Annotated in this window: 19 protein-coding genes and 2 pseudogenes; 8 read left to right on the top strand and 13 right to left on the bottom strand. The window is 66.5% G+C overall.

The genetic code is table 11. The features are described from left to right. Positions 1-22 precede the first annotated feature (22 nt). Together C2R22_RS20940 and C2R22_RS20935 are read left to right on the top strand one after the other, a co-directional pair. Positions 23-1744: an ABC transporter permease gene (locus C2R22_RS20940; protein ID WP_103427493.1), complete on the top strand. Its 1722-nt coding sequence runs from the start codon at positions 23-25 to the stop codon at positions 1742-1744. Between the two features lie 280 nt (positions 1745-2024). After that, positions 2025-3098 (top strand): ABC transporter ATP-binding protein, encoded by a 1074-nt coding sequence (locus C2R22_RS20935; protein WP_103427492.1) that lies wholly within the window; start codon positions 2025-2027, stop codon positions 3096-3098. Positions 3099-3146: 48 nt separating this feature from the next. Here C2R22_RS20935 and C2R22_RS20930 read toward each other — a convergent pair whose 3' ends face one another. The 3 genes and pseudogenes from C2R22_RS20930 to C2R22_RS27580 form a co-directional block, all read right to left on the bottom strand. Next, complete coding sequence (locus tag C2R22_RS20930; protein WP_103427491.1) at positions 3147-3827, bottom strand: class I SAM-dependent methyltransferase; 681 nt, start codon at positions 3825-3827, stop codon at positions 3147-3149. Between the two features lie 86 nt (positions 3828-3913). Beyond that, positions 3914-4471, bottom strand: a complete 558-nt coding sequence (locus C2R22_RS20925; RefSeq protein WP_245902834.1) for a sensor histidine kinase — start codon at positions 4469-4471, stop codon at positions 3914-3916. Positions 4472-4587: 116 nt separating this feature from the next. Further along, positions 4588-5016 (bottom strand): annotated as a pseudogene (locus C2R22_RS27580) (PAS domain S-box protein); the annotation flags it as partial. Positions 5017-5314: 298 nt separating this feature from the next. Here C2R22_RS27580 and C2R22_RS20915 point away from each other — a divergent pair. Both C2R22_RS20915 and C2R22_RS20910 read left to right on the top strand, forming a co-directional pair. Further along, a complete protein-coding gene (locus C2R22_RS20915) occupies positions 5315-5779 on the top strand; it encodes a DUF2391 family protein (protein WP_103427488.1) in 465 nt (154 codons plus the stop codon). A 50-nt stretch (positions 5780-5829) separates the two neighbouring features. Then, entirely contained in the window at positions 5830-6408 is a 579-nt protein-coding gene (locus tag C2R22_RS20910) for a DUF7090 family protein (protein WP_103427487.1), read from the top strand. Between the two features lie 37 nt (positions 6409-6445). On the opposite strand, the gene C2R22_RS20905 is transcribed toward C2R22_RS20910, so the two are convergent. The 4 genes from C2R22_RS20905 to C2R22_RS20890 form a co-directional block, all read right to left on the bottom strand. Further along, the gene (locus C2R22_RS20905) at positions 6446-7240 is read right to left on the bottom strand and encodes a DUF7089 family protein (RefSeq protein WP_103427486.1); all 795 of its coding nucleotides are present in this window, start codon (positions 7238-7240) and stop codon (positions 6446-6448) included. Between the two features lie 437 nt (positions 7241-7677). Continuing rightward, the gene (locus tag C2R22_RS20900) at positions 7678-8463 is read right to left on the bottom strand and encodes a Zn-ribbon domain-containing protein (protein ID WP_103427485.1); all 786 of its coding nucleotides are present in this window, start codon (positions 8461-8463) and stop codon (positions 7678-7680) included. Between the two features lie 6 nt (positions 8464-8469). Continuing rightward, entirely contained in the window at positions 8470-8862 is a 393-nt protein-coding gene (locus C2R22_RS20895) for a DUF2073 domain-containing protein (RefSeq protein WP_103427484.1), read from the bottom strand. Positions 8863-8868: 6 nt separating this feature from the next. Then, positions 8869-9510, bottom strand: coding sequence for an Era-like GTP-binding protein (locus tag C2R22_RS20890; RefSeq protein WP_103427483.1), 642 nt, complete (start codon positions 9508-9510; stop codon positions 8869-8871). A 1177-nt stretch (positions 9511-10687) separates the two neighbouring features. Here C2R22_RS20890 and C2R22_RS20885 point away from each other — a divergent pair. Next, positions 10688-12340, top strand: a complete 1653-nt coding sequence (locus C2R22_RS20885; RefSeq protein WP_245902833.1) for a Cdc6/Cdc18 family protein — start codon at positions 10688-10690, stop codon at positions 12338-12340. A gap of 143 nt (positions 12341-12483) precedes the next feature. Here C2R22_RS20885 and C2R22_RS20880 read toward each other — a convergent pair whose 3' ends face one another. Beyond that, positions 12484-13260 carry a S26 family signal peptidase gene (locus tag C2R22_RS20880; RefSeq protein ID WP_394342397.1) on the bottom strand — a complete coding sequence of 259 codons (777 nt, stop codon included), beginning with the start codon at positions 13258-13260 and terminating at the stop codon, positions 12484-12486. 957 nt (positions 13261-14217) lie between these two features. On the opposite strand from C2R22_RS20880, the gene C2R22_RS20875 reads away from it, so the two are divergent. Further along, positions 14218-15783: a DNA-directed DNA polymerase II small subunit gene (locus C2R22_RS20875; protein ID WP_103427482.1), complete on the top strand. Its 1566-nt coding sequence runs from the start codon at positions 14218-14220 to the stop codon at positions 15781-15783. 8 nt (positions 15784-15791) lie between these two features. Here the strand turns inward: C2R22_RS20875 and C2R22_RS25955 are convergent, their stop codons facing one another. The 3 genes from C2R22_RS25955 to C2R22_RS20865 all read right to left on the bottom strand — a co-directional run bounded on the left by C2R22_RS25955 (position 15792) and on the right by C2R22_RS20865 (position 17638). Continuing rightward, positions 15792-16004, bottom strand: a complete 213-nt coding sequence (locus C2R22_RS25955; RefSeq protein ID WP_216824764.1) for a hypothetical protein — start codon at positions 16002-16004, stop codon at positions 15792-15794. After that, positions 16001-16282 carry a hypothetical protein gene (locus tag C2R22_RS25950; RefSeq protein ID WP_216824867.1) on the bottom strand — a complete coding sequence of 94 codons (282 nt, stop codon included), beginning with the start codon at positions 16280-16282 and terminating at the stop codon, positions 16001-16003. Before C2R22_RS25950 ends, C2R22_RS25955 begins: the two co-directional genes overlap by 4 nt. Positions 16283-16468: 186 nt before the next feature. Then, the gene (locus tag C2R22_RS20865; protein WP_103427481.1) at positions 16469-17638 is read right to left on the bottom strand and encodes an SPFH domain-containing protein; all 1170 of its coding nucleotides are present in this window, start codon (positions 17636-17638) and stop codon (positions 16469-16471) included. Positions 17639-17769: 131 nt separating this feature from the next. Between C2R22_RS20865 and C2R22_RS20860 the strand changes: the two genes are divergently transcribed. Both C2R22_RS20860 and C2R22_RS20855 read left to right on the top strand, forming a co-directional pair. After that, positions 17770-17949, top strand: coding sequence for a DUF7554 family protein (locus C2R22_RS20860; protein WP_103427480.1), 180 nt, complete (start codon positions 17770-17772; stop codon positions 17947-17949). Between the two features lie 68 nt (positions 17950-18017). Then, positions 18018-18542 carry a 2'-5' RNA ligase family protein gene (locus tag C2R22_RS20855; RefSeq protein WP_103427771.1) on the top strand — a complete coding sequence of 175 codons (525 nt, stop codon included), beginning with the start codon at positions 18018-18020 and terminating at the stop codon, positions 18540-18542. On the opposite strand, the gene C2R22_RS20850 is transcribed toward C2R22_RS20855, so the two are convergent. Then, positions 18539-18949 (bottom strand): LysE/ArgO family amino acid transporter, encoded by a 411-nt coding sequence (locus C2R22_RS20850; RefSeq protein ID WP_281259252.1) that lies wholly within the window; start codon positions 18947-18949, stop codon positions 18539-18541. The genes C2R22_RS20855 and C2R22_RS20850 overlap by 4 nt on opposite strands. Then, positions 18937-19161, bottom strand: a pseudogene (locus C2R22_RS27060) (LysE/ArgO family amino acid transporter); the annotation flags it as partial. The pseudogene C2R22_RS27060 and the gene C2R22_RS20850, both read right to left, overlap by 13 nt. Positions 19162-19175 lie beyond the last annotated feature (14 nt).

The following is a 19175-nucleotide window of genomic DNA, read 5'->3' as shown; positions in this document are numbered from 1 at the left end:
CCGCGACGGCGACGGCCGGACAGTGAACGGCCCGCGCGGCACGCTCGGACGACTCGGTCGCCGCCTGGGATGGGAACGACTGGCCCTCCCGGCGGCCGCGGCCGTGACGGGCGTCGTCCTCCTCGTCGTCTTCTACTACCCGGTGGCGACGGTGTTCGTCGAGAGCGTCGTCGTCCGCGGGGAGGTGACGTTCGACCCGATTCGGTCGGTTCTCACCTCCGACTTCTACCTGGTGGACATCATCGGCTTCACCGCCTACCAGGCGTTCCTCTCGACCGTCGCCAGCGTCGCGCTCGGCCTCCCGGGTGCGTGGGTGCTCGCACGGTTCGAGTTCCCCGGTCGGCGGACGCTCCGGTCGGTGACCATCCTCCCGTTCGTGTTACCGTCGATCATGGTCGCAATCGGCTTCGTCGCGATGTTCGGTCGACGGGGAACGCTCAACGCCGCACTCGGACTCGTGGGTCTCGGCCCCGTCGAACTGCTGTTCACGCTCGAAGCCGTCGTCGTCGCGCACGCCTTCTACAACGCGCCGCTCGTGATGCGCGTCGTGACCGCCGCGTGGGAGAGCGTCGACGCCCGCACCGTCGAGACGGCGCGGAGCCTCGGCGCTTCCCCCACGAGGGCGTTCCGCGACGTCGTCGCCCCTCAGCTCCTGTCGGCAGTCGCCGTCGGCGCGACGCTGACGTTCGTCTTCACGTTCGCCTCCTTCCCCATCGTCCTCGCGCTCGGCGGGTTCCAGTTGGCGACCGTCGAAGTGTGGATTTTCAAGCTCGTGTCGGACCTCGAATACGCCGAGGCGGCGGCGCTGGCGACCGTCGAGACGGCCATCTCGCTCGGACTCACCTACGCGTATCTCCGGTACGAGGGCCGCGTCTCGGGGCAGGGCGAGGGCGCGAACCCCCTGCCACGGCAGTCGCTCGTGCCCGATTCACTGGACGTGAAAACGCTCGCGGGTCGGCTCTCGATTCTCGCGTACGGTCTCGTGGTCGTCGTGGTGTTCGTCGGTCCCATCGCGAGCATGCTCCTCGCGAGCGTCTCCGCCTCGCAGGGCTTCACCCTCACACACTACCAGTTCCTCGTCGAGCGGCAGGCGACGGGCGCGTCGTTCCAGGTAAAACCGCTGCCGGCCGTCCGAAACTCCCTCGTGTTCGGCGTCGCCACCGTCCTCGTCGCACTCCCGATGGGTGTCGTGGTGAGCCTGCTCTCGGCGCGGTCGGGGTGGAAGGGACGGGTTATCGACACGGTGGCGATGGGGCCGCTCGCCGTGTCGGGTATCGTCGTCGGCCTCGGTCTCCTCCGGGGGCTGGTGTTCGGAGTGAGCGTGTTCGGCCGGGAACTCGTCGTCACGGGGACCGTCGCCATCGTCGCCGCCCACGCCGTCGCCGCGTACCCGTTCGTCACCCGGAACGTCTCGCCGCTCCTCGCCCGGTTGAACCCGCGACTCGTCGAGTCGGCGCGGAGTCTCGGCGCGACGCGGGCGCGGGCGCTGTGGGATATCGAACTCCCGCTGGTTGCGGCGGGCGTCGTCGCCGGCGCGGCGTTCGCCTTCGCCATCAGCATCGGCGAGTTCGACTCGACCGTCATCCTCGCGTCGGGGTCGGGCAGCTACACGATGCCCGTCGCCGTCGAGCGCTACCTCGGCCGTCGACTGGGGCCGGCGACGGCGATGGGGTCGGTCCTCCTCGTGATCACCGCGGCGAGTTTCGTCGTCATCGACCGGTTTGGGGGACGATGGGAGTCGTGACCCGAGCGCGTTCCGTCGCGCGAGGACGAGCGAATCCCATCGTCGAGGTGCGGGTCGTGACCCGAGCGCGTCCAACCGGCGTCCGAACGGAGTGCCGTCTCGCCGGACGTGTTTTCGTACTTAGACGCTTCCACCCGAAACGAAGGGGTTGTGGACGGGCGAGAAGCGATGTCGGAGACGCTCTTGTCCACCCTCACGAGGGGAACAGTTTAGCACCGCACCGAACCACCCTTCGAACGACTCGGGCGGCCACCGTCGGTCGCCCCACGAGGACACCGACATGACCGCGCTCGACCTCACAGGCGTCACCAAGCGGTACGGTGAGACGACGGCGCTCGACGACGTCTCGCTCGATGTCGACGACGGCGAGTTCTTCACGCTCGTCGGTCCCTCGGGCTGTGGGAAGACCACGATGCTCCGACTCGTCGGAGGGTTCGAGTCGCCCACCGAAGGCGAGATCAGGTTCGACGGCCGTGACGTGAGCGGGGTTCCGCCCGAAGAGAGGGGTATCGGCGTCGTCTTCCAGAGCTACGCGCTCTTCCCGCACATGAGCGTCGCCGAGAACGTCGCGTACGGCCTCCGCTTCTCCGACCCGCCGGGCGGCGTCTCCAGACGCGAGCGCGTCCGCGAGTTGCTCTCGCTGGTCGACCTCGACGGCTTCGAGGAGCGCGACCCGACCGAGCTATCGGGAGGGCAACAGCAGCGAGTCGCGCTCGCCCGGGCACTCGCCCCCGGACCGCGGGTGCTCCTGCTCGACGAGCCGATGAGCGCGCTCGACGCGGGGTTGCGCGAACGGCTCCGCGCGCAGGTGAAAGAGATTCAGCGCGAACTCGGCGTGACGACCCTGTACGTCACCCACGACCAGGAGGAGGCGCTCGCCGTCTCCGACCGCGTGGCCGTGATGAACCGCGGGCGGGTCGAACAGGTCGGGACGCCACAGGAGGTCTATCGTCGACCGGAGAGCCCGTTCGTCGCGTCGTTCGTCGGGGACAACAACCTCTTCGAGGGACGTGTCGTCGGCCGCGACGACGGGACGGTGGACGTCGACGTCGGGGAGACGATGTTCGAGATACGAGCGAACGGGGAAGGGGGTCCGACCGTCGGGGAGGACGTCACGTTCGCCGTCCGTCCGGAACGGTTGCGGACGCTCGCCGAGGACGAAGCCGTCGACGGGTCGGCGGAACCGAACCGACTGCGCGCGCAGGTCGTCCGGTCGGAGTTTCTCGGCGAGACGACGCGCGTGTGGCTCGACTGGGAGGGCAGAGAGGTGACCGCGCGGGCGAGCGAGTCGCTGGCGGGAACGGTGACGCTAGCGTTCGCGGCCGAGGACGCACAGATAGTGCGCGTCGGGTAGGGGGAGGACGGACGGGCGACGACGGGTGTTCAGGCGACAACAGGGTTTTCAGGGGACGACGCCGACGGTGAGGAGCGTCCCGAGTTCGCGGTAGCGCTCGACCATCTCCGCGCGCGTCTCGAACCCTTCGGTGGGAAACTCGTCGGCGGGGGGGATTTCGACCTCTCTGTCGGGGACGTTGTCCTGTCCGGCGACGTACAGGCCGGCCTCGCGGAACTTCGCTCTGTACTCGGGCGCGGACCAGCGCGTCATCGGGACCGAGATGCGCTCTTGCCACTCGTGGGAGTAGCGGTTCTCCTCGTAGAAGTTCACCGCGCAGTAGAACGTCCCGCCCGGCCGAAGGACCCGGTGCAGTTCTTCGAGGGTGTGCAGGGGGTCGGGAGCGTAGTAGAACGCCTCCATCGAGAAGCAGTGGTCGAAGCTGTCGTCGGCGAAGGGGAGCGCACCGAAGTCGCCGACGACGAACTCCACCGACTCGTCGTCGGTGTACTCGCGGGCGTTCTCGACCATTCCGGGCGCCCCGTCGAGGCCGACCGCCCGCCCGGCACCACCGGCTTCGCGGAGGGCGCGGGCGGCGTACCCGCTTCCGGAGCCGAGGTCGAGGACGGCGTCGCCCGACTCGACCGGCATCCGCGAGAGGACGTGTTTCGCGGTGTGCCAGTGGCGCTGTTCCATCCCGCGGTCACGGCCGTCGGCGGCCCACGCGTCGAACTCGTCGCGAACGCTCATGGTCGCTTGTGAACCGCGCGTGGCAAAACCGGTTCGACTCTCGGTTGTCAGAGACCGATCGAACTCATCGAACGGGAAACCGTGTCTCACACCGAGTCGGGAGAAACGCCGTTACAGCGGTCGACCGCAGAGATTTCGAAGCGAGCCCCACCGTCGGAGCCGCTGTCCACTTCGATGACCCATCCGTGGGCGTTGGCGATCTGTTCACAGATGGCCAGTCCGAATCCCATCCCGTCCGGACTGGTCGAGTACCCCATCTCGAACACGTCGTCCCGGTCGTCCTCGGCGATGCCGGGCCCGTCGTCTGCAACGTAGAACCCCCCGTCTTCGAGGGGACCCACCCTGACGGTCACGTCGGTCCCGACGTGGGCGACGGCGTTCGTGAAGAGGTTTTCGAGCAGTTCTTGGAATCGTGATCGGTCCGCAACGATTGTCGTGTCTCCCTCGACACCTAACTCGGCTCCATCGGTCTCGACGACGCACCACGCAGCCTCGGTCACCGTGCGGAGGTCGGTCGGTTCGGGGTCGAGGGTTTCCTTCTCCTCCCTCGCCAGCGTCTGGAGGTGGTCAAGCAGTTCTGCCGCCCGGTCGAGCGCCTGCATGGCCGTTTCGAGGTGTGTGAGGTCGCCGGTTTCGAGAGCCAACTGGACGTTCCCCCCGCGACGTTGAGGGGGTTGTTCAGGTCGTGTGAGAGGGCTGCGATGTGACTTTTCAACTGTCGGTTCTGTTCGAGGAGGATCCGTTCTCGACGGTCACGGGTGCAGTCGCACATCGTCACCGCGTATCCCACGTGGGTGTCTTGTTCACGGAGCGTCGTGAGTGTCACATCCGCCCAGAACTCCGAGCCGTCCTTGCGCACGCGCCATCCCTCGTCCGTGACACGCTCTTTTGTCTCCGCCTCCTGAAGGAGCCGGTCGGGAGCGCCAGCCGCGACATCGGACTCGCGTGAGAGAGTCGAAAGGTGTTCGCCGACGACTTCGTCGGCCGTGTACCCGCTGAGCGTCTCTGCACCCGCGTTCCACGTCCGGATGTGGCCGTTCTCGTCAAGCACGAAGACCGCACACTCGTCGATATTCTCGACGAGTAACTCGAACTGGAATTGGGTTCGCTGGGAGTCCTCTCGCGAACCCTCGTCGTCCCGCCAGTAGACGAGAGATCGATTAACTGTGAGAGAGTGGTCGACAGCCATACCTCAGAACACAGACGCCGGGGTGACTTGGTAGGTAACTACTGTCACGGACTGTTTCGAACTGTTTCGAACTGTTTTACACTGTTTCACGCGGCCGATATCGGCGCGTAGACGCGTTTTAGGGGCGCTCGACCGGTTTGGGGAGTCCGGCCGCTTCGACGGGCTGTTCGGACCGATTCCCACCGCCCACCCGCGAATGCCGCAACGGACAGACCGACTCAGGCGACCCCACTGGGAACCGACGTGGGACCGGCGTCTATCCCGTGCGGTCTTTACCGGCAGGGAACGGAGGAGAGGTATGGTCGGGAAGAACCGACGCTTCGCGCTCGCGGACACGGCCCAGCAGGTCGTCGGCGGGTTCCTCCTCGCCGGGCCGTTCGTCGTCACCGAGGAGGTGTGGGTGCTCGCGCGGAGCATGTCCGCCGTCCAGGGACTGTTGACGTTCGTCATCGTCCTCGCCATCGGCTACGGGACGCTGTACAAGGCCGACAACCGCGACCCCGACCGCGAAGCCGACATCGCCGGGGTTCCCGCGCGGTTCGTCTCGCTCATCCTCGTCTCGTACCTCTCGGTGTTCATCCTCGCGCTGGCGTTCGACGCGCCGGGGACGTTCCTCGCCGACATCGCGCAGGCGGACCCGGGTGCGGTCGACATCCTGGGGATGACCCTGAGTGGGGCGGTCCTCGGCGTCACGCTGAAGGCGACGAGCGTCGGTGCAATCTTCAGCGTCATCGGGGCGGCGACGGCCGACACGCTGTTTTAACATCCCTCGCCATCCCGCAGTCTTAAGTCGGTTCGGTCGGTCAATCGCGTATGGATTACACCCTCGCCATCGAGAACACGCCCGACAGTATTCCGGGCGGGACAGGGCTTCTCCTCCTCCATCCGAGCATCGGCGAGACGGACCGGATCGACACCGACTTCCTGAAGACCGACACCGACCACTTCCTCGTCGTCTCCACCCGAACGACGGCGCGGGAGGTCGAACAGAAACTCGAATACTACGACGTCGACGAGTCGCGTGCGGTCATTCTCGACTCCATCTCCGTCGAGCGCGGCTACTCGCGACGCCGAACCGAGAACATCCACTACGTCCGCTCGCCGGACGACCTCGCGGGCATCGTCGAGCAGGTCCGCACCTTCCTCGAAACTCACGACGGCAAACTCCGCGTGAGCGTCGACTCCGTCACGGAGATGGCGTACTACGCCGACGTGGACCAGGCGTACGCGGCGACGAAGGAACTGCTCGACCTCCTCGACGAACACGACGCCGTCGGCCTCTTCCACCTCTCGAAGGAGGTCCACGACGAGGAGACGCTCGACCGGTTCCGCGAACTGTTCTACGGCGTCATCGACCTCGACGTCGAAGGGACCGTCAGCTACGAGTCCTAGACGAGGAGGAGACAGAGACGAGTCCCGAGACGAGACGTCAGTCGTCCGCGCGCAACTGCTCGAACGTCTTCTCGGCCCACCGGACCGCGTACTCGGCACCGTGGTCGAGATACGCCCCCGTGTCGAGCGCGGCGAACGGGGCCGGGAGGTCGAGGTCGTGTTTCACCGCCGAACAGGCGTACTCGGTCGCGGCCGCGAACGAGGTCTTCCCGCGGGCGACTTCGGCAGGGAGGTCCGCGAGCCTCCCGGAGAGACGGTCACCGGCGTCGTCCCACGCGTCGTACAGGCCGGGGTAGTCGTCGTCCCACCCCCGGAAGACCTCGCGGGTCTGGAGGCCCACCCACGCGTCGTACAGCGCCGCGGCGACCTGGTAGACGTCGGCCGGGCCCGACCCGACCGCCGCGTCGAGGGCGACGTACCGCTCGCCGAAGAAGGGGAGGAAGCTCTCCGGAACGTCGAGCGAGAGTTCGACGAACGCCTCCGCGAGGAGAAAGTCGAGGAACGCGTCGGGCGTCCCGCGGGCGCGGTACTTCACGAGGACGGTCGGGGGGACCGTCTGCCGCGTCCACACGACCGTCCCGTCGTTGGGTAGCCCGATGGTGAAGTCGGAACCGGCGTAGTGTGCGAGCGTCTCGGGGACGTCGTCGGGGAACCACTCGCGCGGATAGCTCGCCGGGTCGAGCGAGTCGGCGAGCAGTCCCAGGTCCTCGGCGACGGCGGGCGGGAGCGTCTCGAAGTCCCGGCCGACGTCTAAGACGAGCGAGTCGGGGGCGTACGCGTCGTGGACGGCCGCGGCCTCTCCCGTGAGCGACCGGCGCTCGAACGTGGGCATCGGCGCTATCCGAACGCGGCGACGCCGATGAGAAGCAGCACCAACACGACCGCGAGGCCGACTGTCCCGAGCACGATCTTCGTCGCTTGGCTCATGTCCTCACGGTCTGGGGCCGGTCGCTTAAAAGCTTCAATTCCGGCCACGGCTGCGCTCCGCCGCATCTCACGCGTTCGCGTTACCGGTCCCACTGTGACCGCCGCCGGGGGCCAGAAACCCCTTCGTTTCCGGTGGAACGTGAACACGTGACAATCCGTCCTCGGGTATCGACTGCGGTACTCGAAGCGATGCAGTGTAGCGATTCGAGTGGAGTCTCGTCGAAGAACTTCTCACGGGGTTCCAGTCGAAGCGAAGGGGTTTAGTGGGTCCATCCGAAGGGGAGCGCTCGGTGGGGGAGAACCACCACTCGGAGGAGGAACGCGAGGAAAATTCGGGAGCGCTCAGTCGTCGCCGCGGTCGTCCCAGGAGCCCGGGACCTCGATGACGTACCTGCCGTCCTCCTGGAGGGAGATGATGTACTCCTGACGGTCGTACAGTTCCATCAGGTTGAGTTCGTACTGTCCCGGGCTGACGATCTTGATGCTCTCGAACTGGCTGTTGAGTTCCTCGCGGAGTTCTTCGAGGCCGGGACGGTCCTCGTTCTGTGGTTCGATGACGCGACCGTCGACCGATTCCGGAGTCTGACGGGACTGTGAGGCGGCGTCGGCGAGTTCGTCGGGGCTGACGAAGTCCGTCCGGGCGCTCGCTTGCGCGTGGTCCTCGGCGGGCGGGCGGGCGTCGTCCGTCCGTCGTTCGACCTCCGCGTCGTTTTGGTCGTCGGTCTCGGACGGAGGAGTCCCCTCGTCGGTCTCGGACGGAGGGGTCGACTGCGACGGGGCTGACGGGGCCGAATCCGCGGATGCGTCCGCCGTCGACGACGGGTCCGCGGACGGAGGCGGGGACGACCGGGACGGTGACGAGGACGGACGAGGAGGCGAATCGGCGGTGTCGGCCGGACCGTCACCAGCGTCGGTCGACGAACGGTCGGAGGGAGTCGGTCGGCCGGCCTCCGCCGCCGAGTCAGAATCAGCGGCGTCGTCCGTGGCTGGGGTCGAATCGGACTCCCGGGCGCGGGGTGAGGCGGGCTTGAACTGGAACTTGTTGCCGCCACAGTCGGGGCAACCCGAGAGCATCTCCTTGGAGCCGTCGGCGAACGTTCGCCCGCAGGTGGTACACTGGTGGGGCATCGGGGGTTACTTCCGCGAGACGAGCGCGCTGATGAAGTCCTCGTCCTTGTGGAGCGTCTTGATCTGGTTGGCGGGGCCGATGACGGTGAGCTTCTTCGGGGAGTCGCGGCCGATGAGTTTCCCGAAGAGGCCGCCGCTGCTTCCGCCCGTGGTGGGATAGGTCTCGATCTCGATGCCGTTGAACTCGTCGGGGCTGATCTCGGTCATCGTCACCTCGATGAGCTTCGACTCCTCGTCGGGGGAGAGCCCCTCTTCGAGGATGACGATGTTACCCTCGCGGACGCCGTCGAGGATGAGTCGGATCTTCTCCATCGACCGGAGCTTCTCCATCCGGGCGCCGCTGATGAGGTCTATCTGAACACCGTCGGGCGATTCCGGTTCGGGGGTTGCTTCAGGCATCGTGGCTCACCCGAAGTACTCCGCGATCTTCTCGTACACTTCGTCCATGTTCTCTCCTTCGAGTGCCGACAGGGGCACCGTCTCGTGCTGTGGGTAGGCGTTCGCGATGCGCTGGACGTTCGACTCGTCGAGGTCGATCTTGTTCGCGAAGATCAACACGGGGAGGTTCTGGCTCTCGATGATGCCGATGAGCATCGTGTTCACCTGGGTGAAGGGGTCCTGTGTCGAGTCGAGGACGTAGATGACGCCGTCGACGTCCTCCCGGAGCCAGTGCATGGCCTCGGCGACGCCCTCGGTCGCCTCCCGGGAGCGGCGGACCGCGTCCTCCTTCTCCATGTCGTGTTCGATGAACTCCTTGTAGTCGACCTTGGTCGTCACCCCCGGGGTGTCGACGATGTCGATGGTGACGGTCTTGCCGTTCCGCTCGATCTCGACGTTCTCCTTCCGTCGGGCGCGTCGGGTCTCGTGGGGAATGTGGCTTTCGGGACCGACGGCGTCACCGGTCCAGTCGCGTGCGATTCGGTTCGCGAGCGTCGTCTTCCCGGCGTTCGGCGGCCCGTAGATACCGATGCGCTTGGGCTCGGCGTCGACGAACAGCCGGTCGACGACTCGCGATATGCTGTCTCTGAGGTCTGTGAACAGTCCCATCCTGGCCTCCAGCGCCCTCTACGTTCCCGCAGAGGGGCGTATGCGGTTACAACATATTCCACTCCACTTAAGTCTGCGTCAGACATGCGTCATCGATTCCCACGACGCTTCCCTGCGGTTCTTGGGCGGTTGCGAAGACGGCGAAGACGCGGACAGGGCGCTCGAAGCGTTGTCACCCCCGCCCGAAACCCCTTCATTTCCGGTGGAGTCGGGCAGACGACAGCGCCGTCGCCTCCCCGACGGCGACCCCTGGTAGCGACACGAGGACGGGACGTGCTGTTGGCTCGGATCGATTGGCGTCGGAACGGTGGCGTCGGTCTTACCCGACGGTGAGTGATGCCCGCTCCGGACTGGGAACGCCGAGATACCGTGCCGGTCGGACGGCCCCCCACCCCTTCGTTTCGACTGGAACGTCCTCCGGGACTCCCCCTCGAAGCAGGTCGAGGGCGACTATCCTCTCTAGATACCTAGAAGAGCCCTTCGAAAATATGTTGTTGTACTGCAGTACGGATTTGGTTGAACGGAAGCTATCTTAGTTCTTTCTGTCTAGAGAGAGGCCCCACCCCCACCCCTCCCGTGCCCCGTTCCAGTTGAAACGAAGGGGTGGGGGGGTTCGTGATATCTCATAGACACGAGAGGGTCTGAACCGGGCAACCGCTCCGTCGACCCTGTTCCCGCCTCGCTCGCGCGCTCCGGTGGAACCCCCGATTCGCCTGCACCTCCCCGTCGTTTCGACTCCGTCACTCATCGCCCCGGTCCTACGCACCGTTTCCGCTCCAGATAATCGACGGAGACGCCGCCGGCGTCACGAACCGTCGCTCTCGCACCCGGTTCAGTTCGTCTCTCAGCGTCTCTCAGCGACTTCAAAATGTTTGTATTATTGATGGTTACTCGACTCGTGACCCCGTCTCAAACCCGTTCGTCCCCTCGTTTCAGGTCGACAGCGAAACGGCCGAAGAGCCGCGAATTCCGGCGTTTCCCTCCGGATTTCGGGTCGATTCGAGGTGAAACGTGGCTGGCGAGAGACAATCTTTTTATACCTCCTCTTCATCTGTTTCGTCTGCATCATCTGGACGCCTTTCGCGACCGTCCCGGCGGGACATGCCGGTACGCGCCGTGTATCCCACGATACACCGGCGTCAGGTCGGTTCTCCAGTTGAAATGGTGGGGTACGAACATGGGTGAAAACGAGGATGACACACGCGGTACGAACGACTACGCTCGACCCGAAGGAACGGACGTCGATGGGGCCCTCGACGAAACGAACGACGCGCACGACGCGACCGAGACGGACGATACAGACGGGACGGACGATACAGACGGGACGGACGGAACGGACGGGACCGCCCCGGATTCGGTCGAAGACCTGACCGACGCGGGCGAGTCCACCTCCCGACCGACGGCGGGCCTCGACTTCGACGAGGTCGTGCTCGAGGAGACGACGGAGAGTACCGGCCTGTTCGACGACCTGCTCTCCGGCGAGCCAATCTTCGAGAACAAGGAGGTGCTCCGACCGTCGTACACGCCGCACGAACTCCCCCATCGGACGGAGCAGATCAACCAGATGGCGACGATCCTCGTCTCCGCCCTCCGCGGGGAGACCCCTTCGAACATCCTCATCTACGGGAAGACCGGGACGGGAAAAACTGCCAGCGCGAAGTACGTCTCCCAGGAACTCGAATCCACGTCACAGAAGTACGACGTCCCCTGTGAGGTCGAGTACATCAACTGCGAGGTGACCGACACCCAGTACCGCGTCCTCGCCCAGCTCGCGAACAAGTTCATCGAGAAGAACGAGGCCGTCATCGAGAGCCAACTCGAACGCCTGCACGACCTCAAGACGCGTGCGGCCGACAACACGGACGTCCTCGCGGAGACGGAGTTCGACTCGCTCGACGCGCTCGACGCGCGCATCGAGAGCTTGGAGGCCGACCGCGAGGAGATGGAGACCGTCCCCATGACCGGGTGGCCGACCGACAGAGTGTACTCGACGTTCTTCGACGCCGTCGACTACCACGAACGGGTCGTCGTCATCATGCTCGACGAGATCGACAAACTCGTCGAGAAGTCGGGCGACGACACTCTCTACAACCTCTCGCGGATGAACTCCGAACTCACCAACTCGCGCATCTCCATCATGGGTATCTCGAACGACCTGAAGTTCACCGACTTCCTCGACCCGCGCGTGAAGTCCTCGCTGGGCGAGGAGGAGATCGTCTTCCCGCCGTACGACGCCACCCAACTGCGAGACATCCTCCAGCACCGCGCCGACGTGGCGTTCAAATCGGGCGCGCTGACCGACGACGTCATCCCGCTCTGTGCCGCCTTCGCCGCCCAGGAACACGGCGACGCCCGCCGCGCGCTCGACCTCCTCCGGACGGCCGGGGAACTCGCCGAACGCGGCCAGGCCGACACGGTCGAAGAGCGCCACGTCCGCCAGGCGCAGGACAAGATCGAACTCGACCGGGTCGTCGAGGTCGTCCGAACCCTCCCCACCCAGTCGAAAATCGTCCTCTTCGCCACCATCCTCTTAGAGAAAAACGGCGTCCGCAACATCAACACCGGCGAGGTGTTCAACATCTACAAGCGCCTCTGTGAGGAGATCGACGCCGACGTCCTCACCCAGCGCCGCGTGACCGACCTCATCTCCGAACTCGACATGCTCGGCATCGCGAACGCCGTCGTCGTCTCCAAGGGTCGATACGGCCGAACGAAGGAGATCTCCATCTCCGTACCCATCGAGGAGACCGAAGCCGTCTTACTCTCCGACTCCCGCCTCAGCGACATCGAGAACGCCCAGCCGTTCGTCCAGGCCCGCTTCGACAACTGAGCGGCGGGAGGATCGGACTCCACCCGTTCCACCCGAAACAGCCGTTCCTCCCGAACGAACCGATTCATCCGAAACAGTGGACACACCGGAAACGGCGGCTCCACCCGAAACGGTGGGTTCTGCCGACCTCCGTGCTCTCCGACTCAGGCTGCGGCCGCGTTCGGCGGAGGGGCCTCGACCACGTCGACCTGTGCGGTGTCCGCTTCGAGACGCTGACGGGCCTCGCGCTCTCCGGGAATCGGGTCCCTGTCAGTCGCGGTTGGTTCCACCGCCAGTTGTCGCGTCTCGTCCGTGACACGGACCTCCACGAGCCCGTACGCTCCCGTCTGGACGATGTCCGAGAGGCCCAGTCGAACCCAGCCCAGATACGGGATGCGGATCCGCGCGATTCCCGTGACCCACGAGGGTTTCACGGGTTCGGCGATGCCCGACACCTGGTCGTATCGGCCGTTCGCGTCGCCCTTCGTGATGAACCCGCCGTGCGGGGCGGGGCAGTTGCGGAGTTCGTCACAGCTGTCGGCGGAGATGAACTCGGGGTCCGCGCGGTCGTACCAGTTCTCCCCCTCTTCGACGTAGAACTCCGCGCGGTGGATGATGGGGGGGCCTCCCCGACCCGGGTCGTCGTAGACGACGACCGAACCCGGCCCGCCGAACGTGCGGTAGTCGATGTCGCTTCCCGTCTCGGCCGTCACGACACCTGTCTCCTCGTACGCCGCGTCGGGCGTGTACCGACCGGGCTCGGTGATGAACACGAGGTCACCCTTGTGCATGTGCGGCTCCATGCTCCCCGACTCGACGGCGACCATCGGCGGCCACACGCCGCTGACGCCGAACAGCACCAGTCCGACGAGGACGACGGCGCCGATACTCGTCCCGACCTCGCGCAGGAAGAACAACGGCCCCGACTGTGCGGTCCACAGCCGACGAACGAACGGCTCGTCCGTCTCGCTGCCGGGAACCGGGTTCGGCGCACTGTCGTCGGGCACGTCCGCGTCGTTCAGACTGCCCGCGTCGTTCAGACTGCCCGCGTCGTTCGGGCTGTCCGCGTCGTTCGGGCTGTCCGCGTCGCTCGGGCCGTCCGCGTCGTCGCCGACAGCGTCCGGTCCGTCACGACCACTGGACGGTGTCGTTGACTCGTCGTCGGGGTCAGAAGACGGGGTGGAGGGGCTGGTGGCGACCGCGTCGTCGACCGGGGATTCGTCGTCGTGCGAGGACCGGCGGCCCTCATCGGCGGTCATCACCTCTCTTACCTCCGCCCCGGATTTCAACCTTCTGGGTTGACAGTGTTTCCCGCGTTCGGTACGGGGAAGAGACGTGGTGGCTGCGGGTGGGGAGTGTAGTTTAGTGAGTGTATTCGCGAGCACGACGACCGCACGATACACGGGTGCAGTGGGGCCGCAGCCTCACCCACCCCGGCCGGTCCGGTCGGGCTTCGTCCCGGCCGGGACCCTCGCGCGCCGTTCGCTCCCGCCGGTCGCTCACTCCCGCGCCCCAGCCGCCGACACAGTGCGGTGGCGCGTGACGTCACGCGGTCCCGCCGCGTGAGGCACGCGCGAGGGATGAGTGAGTGACCGAGCGGAGCGAGGGAACGAACGAATCGGCTGGGGAGGGCGTGGCTTCACCGCGCCCGTACGCCGTGTGATCGCTGTCCCGCCCGCTGCTCGGTCGGCCGCCGTCTCTCCCGGTGTCCCACGCAGTCGCCATCTCGTCCGATGTTCACATCCCGTCCGGTGTTCACTGGTCGTCGTTTCCTTCTCCGGCTACGCGCCTGACGCGCACAGCCACGCCGACCGCTTCTCGACGTCCACTCACCGTCCACTCACGAAACCGAACACGTCGTCCGGCACGCTTTTCTCACGGCCTCACCACCTGCAGGTGTGCCGCTGGAGACGACGACACGCATCGTCCGCGAACTCGCTCGACACGGCTACAACGCCGAACGGGAGGCGGTCACGCTCATCGCGGGCGCGGACGACCCCGCCCGGGTGCTCGAACACGCCGTCGAACGCGCGCCCGACGGTGCCCTGCGGATCACGACCGACCACGTCCGTGCCGTCCTCGACGCCGAGACGACCCCCGCACCCGACCCACCCGGCGTCGGGAACGAGCCTTCCTCGGAGGCGTCCGCTCTGGACCCCTCCGTTTCGAGTGGAAACCAGGTGAAAGAGGCGCACTCTTCGAGCGACATTCCAGTTGAAACGAAGGGGTCTGTTCGCCCCCGAAACAGGGACACGACGCTTCAGTCGGTCGCCATCGACGGCGACATCACGGACCGGTCGACCGGGACCGGGGAGTACGACGACTTCGTCGCCATCTTCCGGGACCGATACGAGCGGCTCTCGAAGCAGTTGCGCGGGCGCGTCAACCACCGTCCCGCGACGGCCATCCAGGACATGCCGGGACGGAGCGACGCGGAGATGATCGGCCTCGTCAACGACATCCGCTCGACGGCGTCGGGCCACTGGCTCGTCGAACTGGAGGACACCACCGGCGTCTTCCCGTGTCTCGTGATGAAGGACAAGGACATCGCTTCTCTGGTGGAGGAACTCCTCCTCGACGAGTGCGTCGCGGTGTCGGGGACGCTCGCGGACGACGCCGGCATCCTGTTCGTCGACGACCTCTACTTCCCCGACGTTCCCCGCACCTACCGACCCTCGACCGCCGACCGCCACGTCCAGGCGGCGCTCATCTCCGACGTCCACGTCGGGAGCCAGGAGTTCGTCGCCGACGCGTGGTCGGCCTTTGCCGACTGGCTCCACACCGAGGAGGCCGACCACGTCGAGTACCTCCTCATCGCCGGCGACATGGTCGAGGGGGTCGGGGTCTACCCGAACCAGGACGACGAACTGAGCATCATCGACATCTACGAGCAGTACGAGCAGTTCGCGGAGCACCTCAAGGAGGTACCCGGCGACATGGAGATCGTGATGATCCCGGGGAACCACGACGCGGTTCGCCTCGCCGAACCACAGCCGGCGTTCGACGAGAACCTCCGCGAGATCATGTCCGCTCACGACGCGCGCATCACGGGCAACCCCTCGACCGTCACCGTCGAGGGCGTCTCGGTCCTGATGTACCACGGCGTCTCGCTCGACGAGGTCATCGCCGAACTCCCCGAGGAGAAAGCGAGCTACGACAACCCCCACCTGGCGATGTATCAGCTCCTGAAGAAGCGCCACGTCGCCCCGCAGTTCGGTGGGCGAATGCGTCTCGCTCCCGAGGAGAAGGACTACCTCACCATCGATACCGTCCCCGACATCTTCCACACGGGCCACGTCCACAAGCTGGGATACGGGAAGTACCACAACGTCCTCGCCGTGAACTCGGGCTGCTGGCAGGCACAGACCGCGTTCCAGAAGTCGGTCAACATCGACCCGGACGTCGGGTTCGCCCCCATCGTCGACCTCGACACGCTGAACCTGACGCTCCGGAAGTTCACCTGAGGCCGCTCCTACGGATCGAGCCGGTATTTGACCGTCTTCCGTCCCCCGAAGCTCGGGCCGCGTCCCTCCGCGTCGAACCCGGCGCTCTCGGCGACCGACGTGATCGTTTCGTCCGTCGCCTCGACGATGAGTTCGACGCTCATCCGCTCGTTCGTCGCGAAACGGATGGGCTCGCCGATGAGCCGTTCGCAGGCCTCGGCGGTCCCCCCGAACTGCGTCACGTACACCGTGTCCTCGCGCGCGTCGAAACTGACGAACCCGAGGACGCTCTCGGCCGTCCGGTCTTTCGTTCCTGCTCCGTCCCCCGCTCGGCGTCGCTCCCGTTCTCGACGTCGACGCCGGTGTCCATCTCGACATCGGCGTTCGGCCCGGGGTCGTTCTGTCGAACCGCGACGCGCACCGTCCGGTCGTGGACGACGTTGCGCATCACGTCCGCCGGCGCGTCGACGATGGCCGCCAGGGCTTCGGCGTCCGCTTCGACGGCGTCACGCACCTCCATGCCCCTCCTAGCCACCGACCCGATATAAATCTCCGTCGGTCGGTACCGTGTGACTCGGTACGGGCGAGATCCAACGGTACGAGTGGGGTGTGACTCGGTCTGTGAGGACCCGCTGTCGGAACTAGACGTCCAGCACGGAGGCTGCACAGGACACACGGATGCGGTGAAACCGCGGGCTCGTCCTCCTCAGTTCTCGGCTTCCTCGTACTCGAACTCCACTTCTTCCCGACTCCCGTTCGTCACGTCCGCCGCCTCCGCGACGAGTTCGTCCACGCTGTCGAGGTCGAGCAGTTCGCGCGTCTCGGCGTCGAACTCCCTGCTTTCGAGGCCGGCGGATTCCTGAACGTCGCTCCCGGTCAACTGCCGGCCGTATCTCCCGAGGAGCGAGGTGAGTTCCTGCGGGAGGACGTACGTCGTCGACGGCGCCTGGCCGATTCTCGCCAGCGTCTCCATCCCCTTGTCGACGATGGCGCGCTCGCCCATCGACTCCGCCGCTCTGGCCTGGAGGACGGTCGCGACGGCGTCACCCTGTGCTTCGAGGACCGCCGCCTGTTTCTTCCCGTGGGACTCGATGATGGCCGCCTGTTTCTCCCCCTCCGCACGCTCGATGGCGCTCCGGCGCTCGCCCTGCGCTTCGAGGATCATGGCACGGCGGTGTCGCTCGGCGGAGGTCTGTTCTTCCATCGCGTTCACCACGTCGGCGCTCGGGGTCACCTCGCGCACCTCCACCGACTCGACGCGGATACCCCACCGGTCGGTGGGTTCGTCCAGCTCTCTTCGAATTCGACTGTTGATCTGGTCGCGCCGAGAGAGCGTCTGGTCGAGTTCCATATCGCCCAGCGCCGCCCGAAGCGTCGTCTGCGCGAGCAGCGAGACGGCCCGCCGGTAGTCGTCGACTTCGAGGAAGGCGCGCTCGGCGTCCATCACCCTGATGTACACCACCGCGTCGGCCGTGACGGGCGAGTTGTCCTCGGTGATGGCCTCCTGTGAGGGGACGTCGAACGTCTGGGTCCGCATGTCGAACGCGTACGTCCGCGAGACGAACGGCGGGACGAAGTTCAGGCCGGGTCCGAGAAGGCCCTGGTACTCGCCGAAGACGGTGAGCGCGCGGGTCTCGTACGCCTCGACGATCTCGACGGCGCTGTACACGGCCGAGACGGCGAGCGCCAACACGGCCAGCCCGATGACCGTCACGGGCGTGATCGGGACCACGAGGAGGGCGAGCCCGACGAGGACCGCGGCGACCACTCCCGTCTTGAGCGCGCTGGAGAGCCCGCCGCGTTCGTAGACGGTGTCGGGCGACTCTCCGGAGGTGAGTCGGCCGACCGTCCGGCCGAGCCAGCGGAAGAAGCTCATACCGGACCTAGGGGCGTGGTCGTGATAAGGGTTGACGTGGACGACGCGACGAACGAGACGGACGCCGTGAGGGGTGAGCGGGACCACACGATGCACAAGACACTCGTACCGTTCTCTCCTCCCTCTCGTTGATGACACGCGCATCCATCGACGTCGAAGACCTGCTGAAGCTCGTTCTCGTGCTCGTGGTGGTCTGGCTCGTCCTCGAAATCGTGGGCGAGGTCGTCGGGCTGTTCACCGCGTTGCTCGGTCCCCTCGTCGGTGTCGTCATCGTCGTCGTCATCGTCCTCTGGTTCCTCGACTATCTCTGACCGCTCGGACGCCCGCCGGCCCACCTCCGAGACGAGACACTGAAGCGACTCCCCGACCAGTGTCGACCGTGTTCAGTCTCAACGTCCCCGTTCCCGGCGTCGTCTCGCGGGAGGCGGCGGAGCTCCGCCCCGCCCTGTCCGGCGCGGGCGTCACCCGCTTCCGCGACCGACACTCGCTCGTCGTCAAGCGGTTCGAGGACGCGCACGAGGAACGGCACGTGGTGCTCCCCAGACTCCGTGAGCGACTCCGGACGGTCCTCCGGGGACAGCCGGCGTTCGAGACGAGCGTAACCGGCGTCGACGTCTTCGAGAACCCGCCACGAGGGCCGGGACCGGTCGTCTACCTCGCGGTCGAGAGCCCCGGACTCTCCGCGCTGCACGACCGACTCGTCGACGCGTTCGGAGCCGTCGAGGGGCTGGAGGGCGACGACTACACCCCGCACGTGACGCTCGGCCGCGGCGGGAGGTTCGACGCCGACGTACTCGCCGACCTCTCGGCGCGGGTCGAACCCCTGACCTGGACCGTCTCCGAACTCGTCGTCTACGACGCCGCGAGTCGGGAGACGGCCGCGCGGGTGTCGTTGCCGGCCTAGAGGGTGAGGAATCGATAGGCCATGTAGCCCGCGACGCCCCAGATGACGAGCGCGGCGGCCGCATCGAGTTTGCCGAGCACCGCGTCCGCGGCGTCCGATTCGGTACGACCGAGCAGTCGCCCGCTCGCGGCGAGCGAGACGAACCAGAGCCACGAGACGGTGACGACGCTCCCGGCGAACACCCACCGCTGCTCGCCCTCGTACGCGAGCGCGCTCGTCCCGATGACGCCGACGGTGTCGAGAATCGCGTGGGGGTTGAAGAGCGAGACGGCGGCGGTGAAGCCGACCTGCCTCCGGGGGAGAGCGCCTCGCCGCCCGAAACGGAGAGCGCCGGACTCCGGTACACCTGCCAGCCGACGTAGACGAGAAACACCGCGCCGATTCCGAACAACCCCTGCTGAAGCCACGCGTTCCCGAGAACGGCGACGGAGACGCCAAACACCGCGAGCGAGACGAGGAGCGTGTCCGACAGCGACGCGGTGACGACTGTCGGGAGCGCCCGGCGAAAGCGCGGCTGGGTGGCCCCTTGCTGAAAGACGAAGACGTTCTGCGGGCCGAGTGCGACGATGAGTCCAACGGCGAGGACGACACCGTGGACGAGCGCGGTGAGGCGGGTCACGGTGTCGGAGCCGA

This window comes from Salinigranum rubrum, from assembly GCF_002906575.1.
Classification (GTDB): domain Archaea; phylum Halobacteriota; class Halobacteria; order Halobacteriales; family Haloferacaceae; genus Salinigranum; species Salinigranum rubrum.
This window is presented reverse-complemented; position numbering and strand designations above follow the sequence as displayed.

Excerpts from the sequence above, each read along its gene's own strand:
- C2R22_RS20935 (WP_103427492.1), top strand. The coding sequence starts at position 2,025 with ATGACCGCGCTCGACCTCACAGGCGTCACCAAGCGGTACGGTGAGACG.
- C2R22_RS20930 (WP_103427491.1), bottom strand. The coding sequence starts at position 3,827 with ATGAGCGTTCGCGACGAGTTCGACGCGTGGGCCGCCGACGGCCGTGAC.
- C2R22_RS20915 (WP_103427488.1), top strand. The coding sequence starts at position 5,315 with ATGGTCGGGAAGAACCGACGCTTCGCGCTCGCGGACACGGCCCAGCAG.
- C2R22_RS20910 (WP_103427487.1), top strand. The coding sequence starts at position 5,830 with ATGGATTACACCCTCGCCATCGAGAACACGCCCGACAGTATTCCGGGC.
- C2R22_RS20905 (WP_103427486.1), bottom strand. The coding sequence starts at position 7,240 with ATGCCCACGTTCGAGCGCCGGTCGCTCACGGGAGAGGCCGCGGCCGTC.
- C2R22_RS20900 (WP_103427485.1), bottom strand. The coding sequence starts at position 8,463 with ATGCCCCACCAGTGTACCACCTGCGGGCGAACGTTCGCCGACGGCTCC.
- C2R22_RS20895 (WP_103427484.1), bottom strand. The coding sequence starts at position 8,862 with ATGCCTGAAGCAACCCCCGAACCGGAATCGCCCGACGGTGTTCAGATA.
- C2R22_RS20890 (WP_103427483.1), bottom strand. The coding sequence starts at position 9,510 with ATGGGACTGTTCACAGACCTCAGAGACAGCATATCGCGAGTCGTCGAC.
- C2R22_RS20885 (WP_245902833.1), top strand. The coding sequence starts at position 10,688 with ATGGGTGAAAACGAGGATGACACACGCGGTACGAACGACTACGCTCGA.
- C2R22_RS25950 (WP_216824867.1), bottom strand. The coding sequence starts at position 16,282 with ATGGAGGTGCGTGACGCCGTCGAAGCGGACGCCGAAGCCCTGGCGGCC.
- C2R22_RS20865 (WP_103427481.1), bottom strand. The coding sequence starts at position 17,638 with ATGAGCTTCTTCCGCTGGCTCGGCCGGACGGTCGGCCGACTCACCTCC.
- C2R22_RS20860 (WP_103427480.1), top strand. The coding sequence starts at position 17,770 with ATGACACGCGCATCCATCGACGTCGAAGACCTGCTGAAGCTCGTTCTC.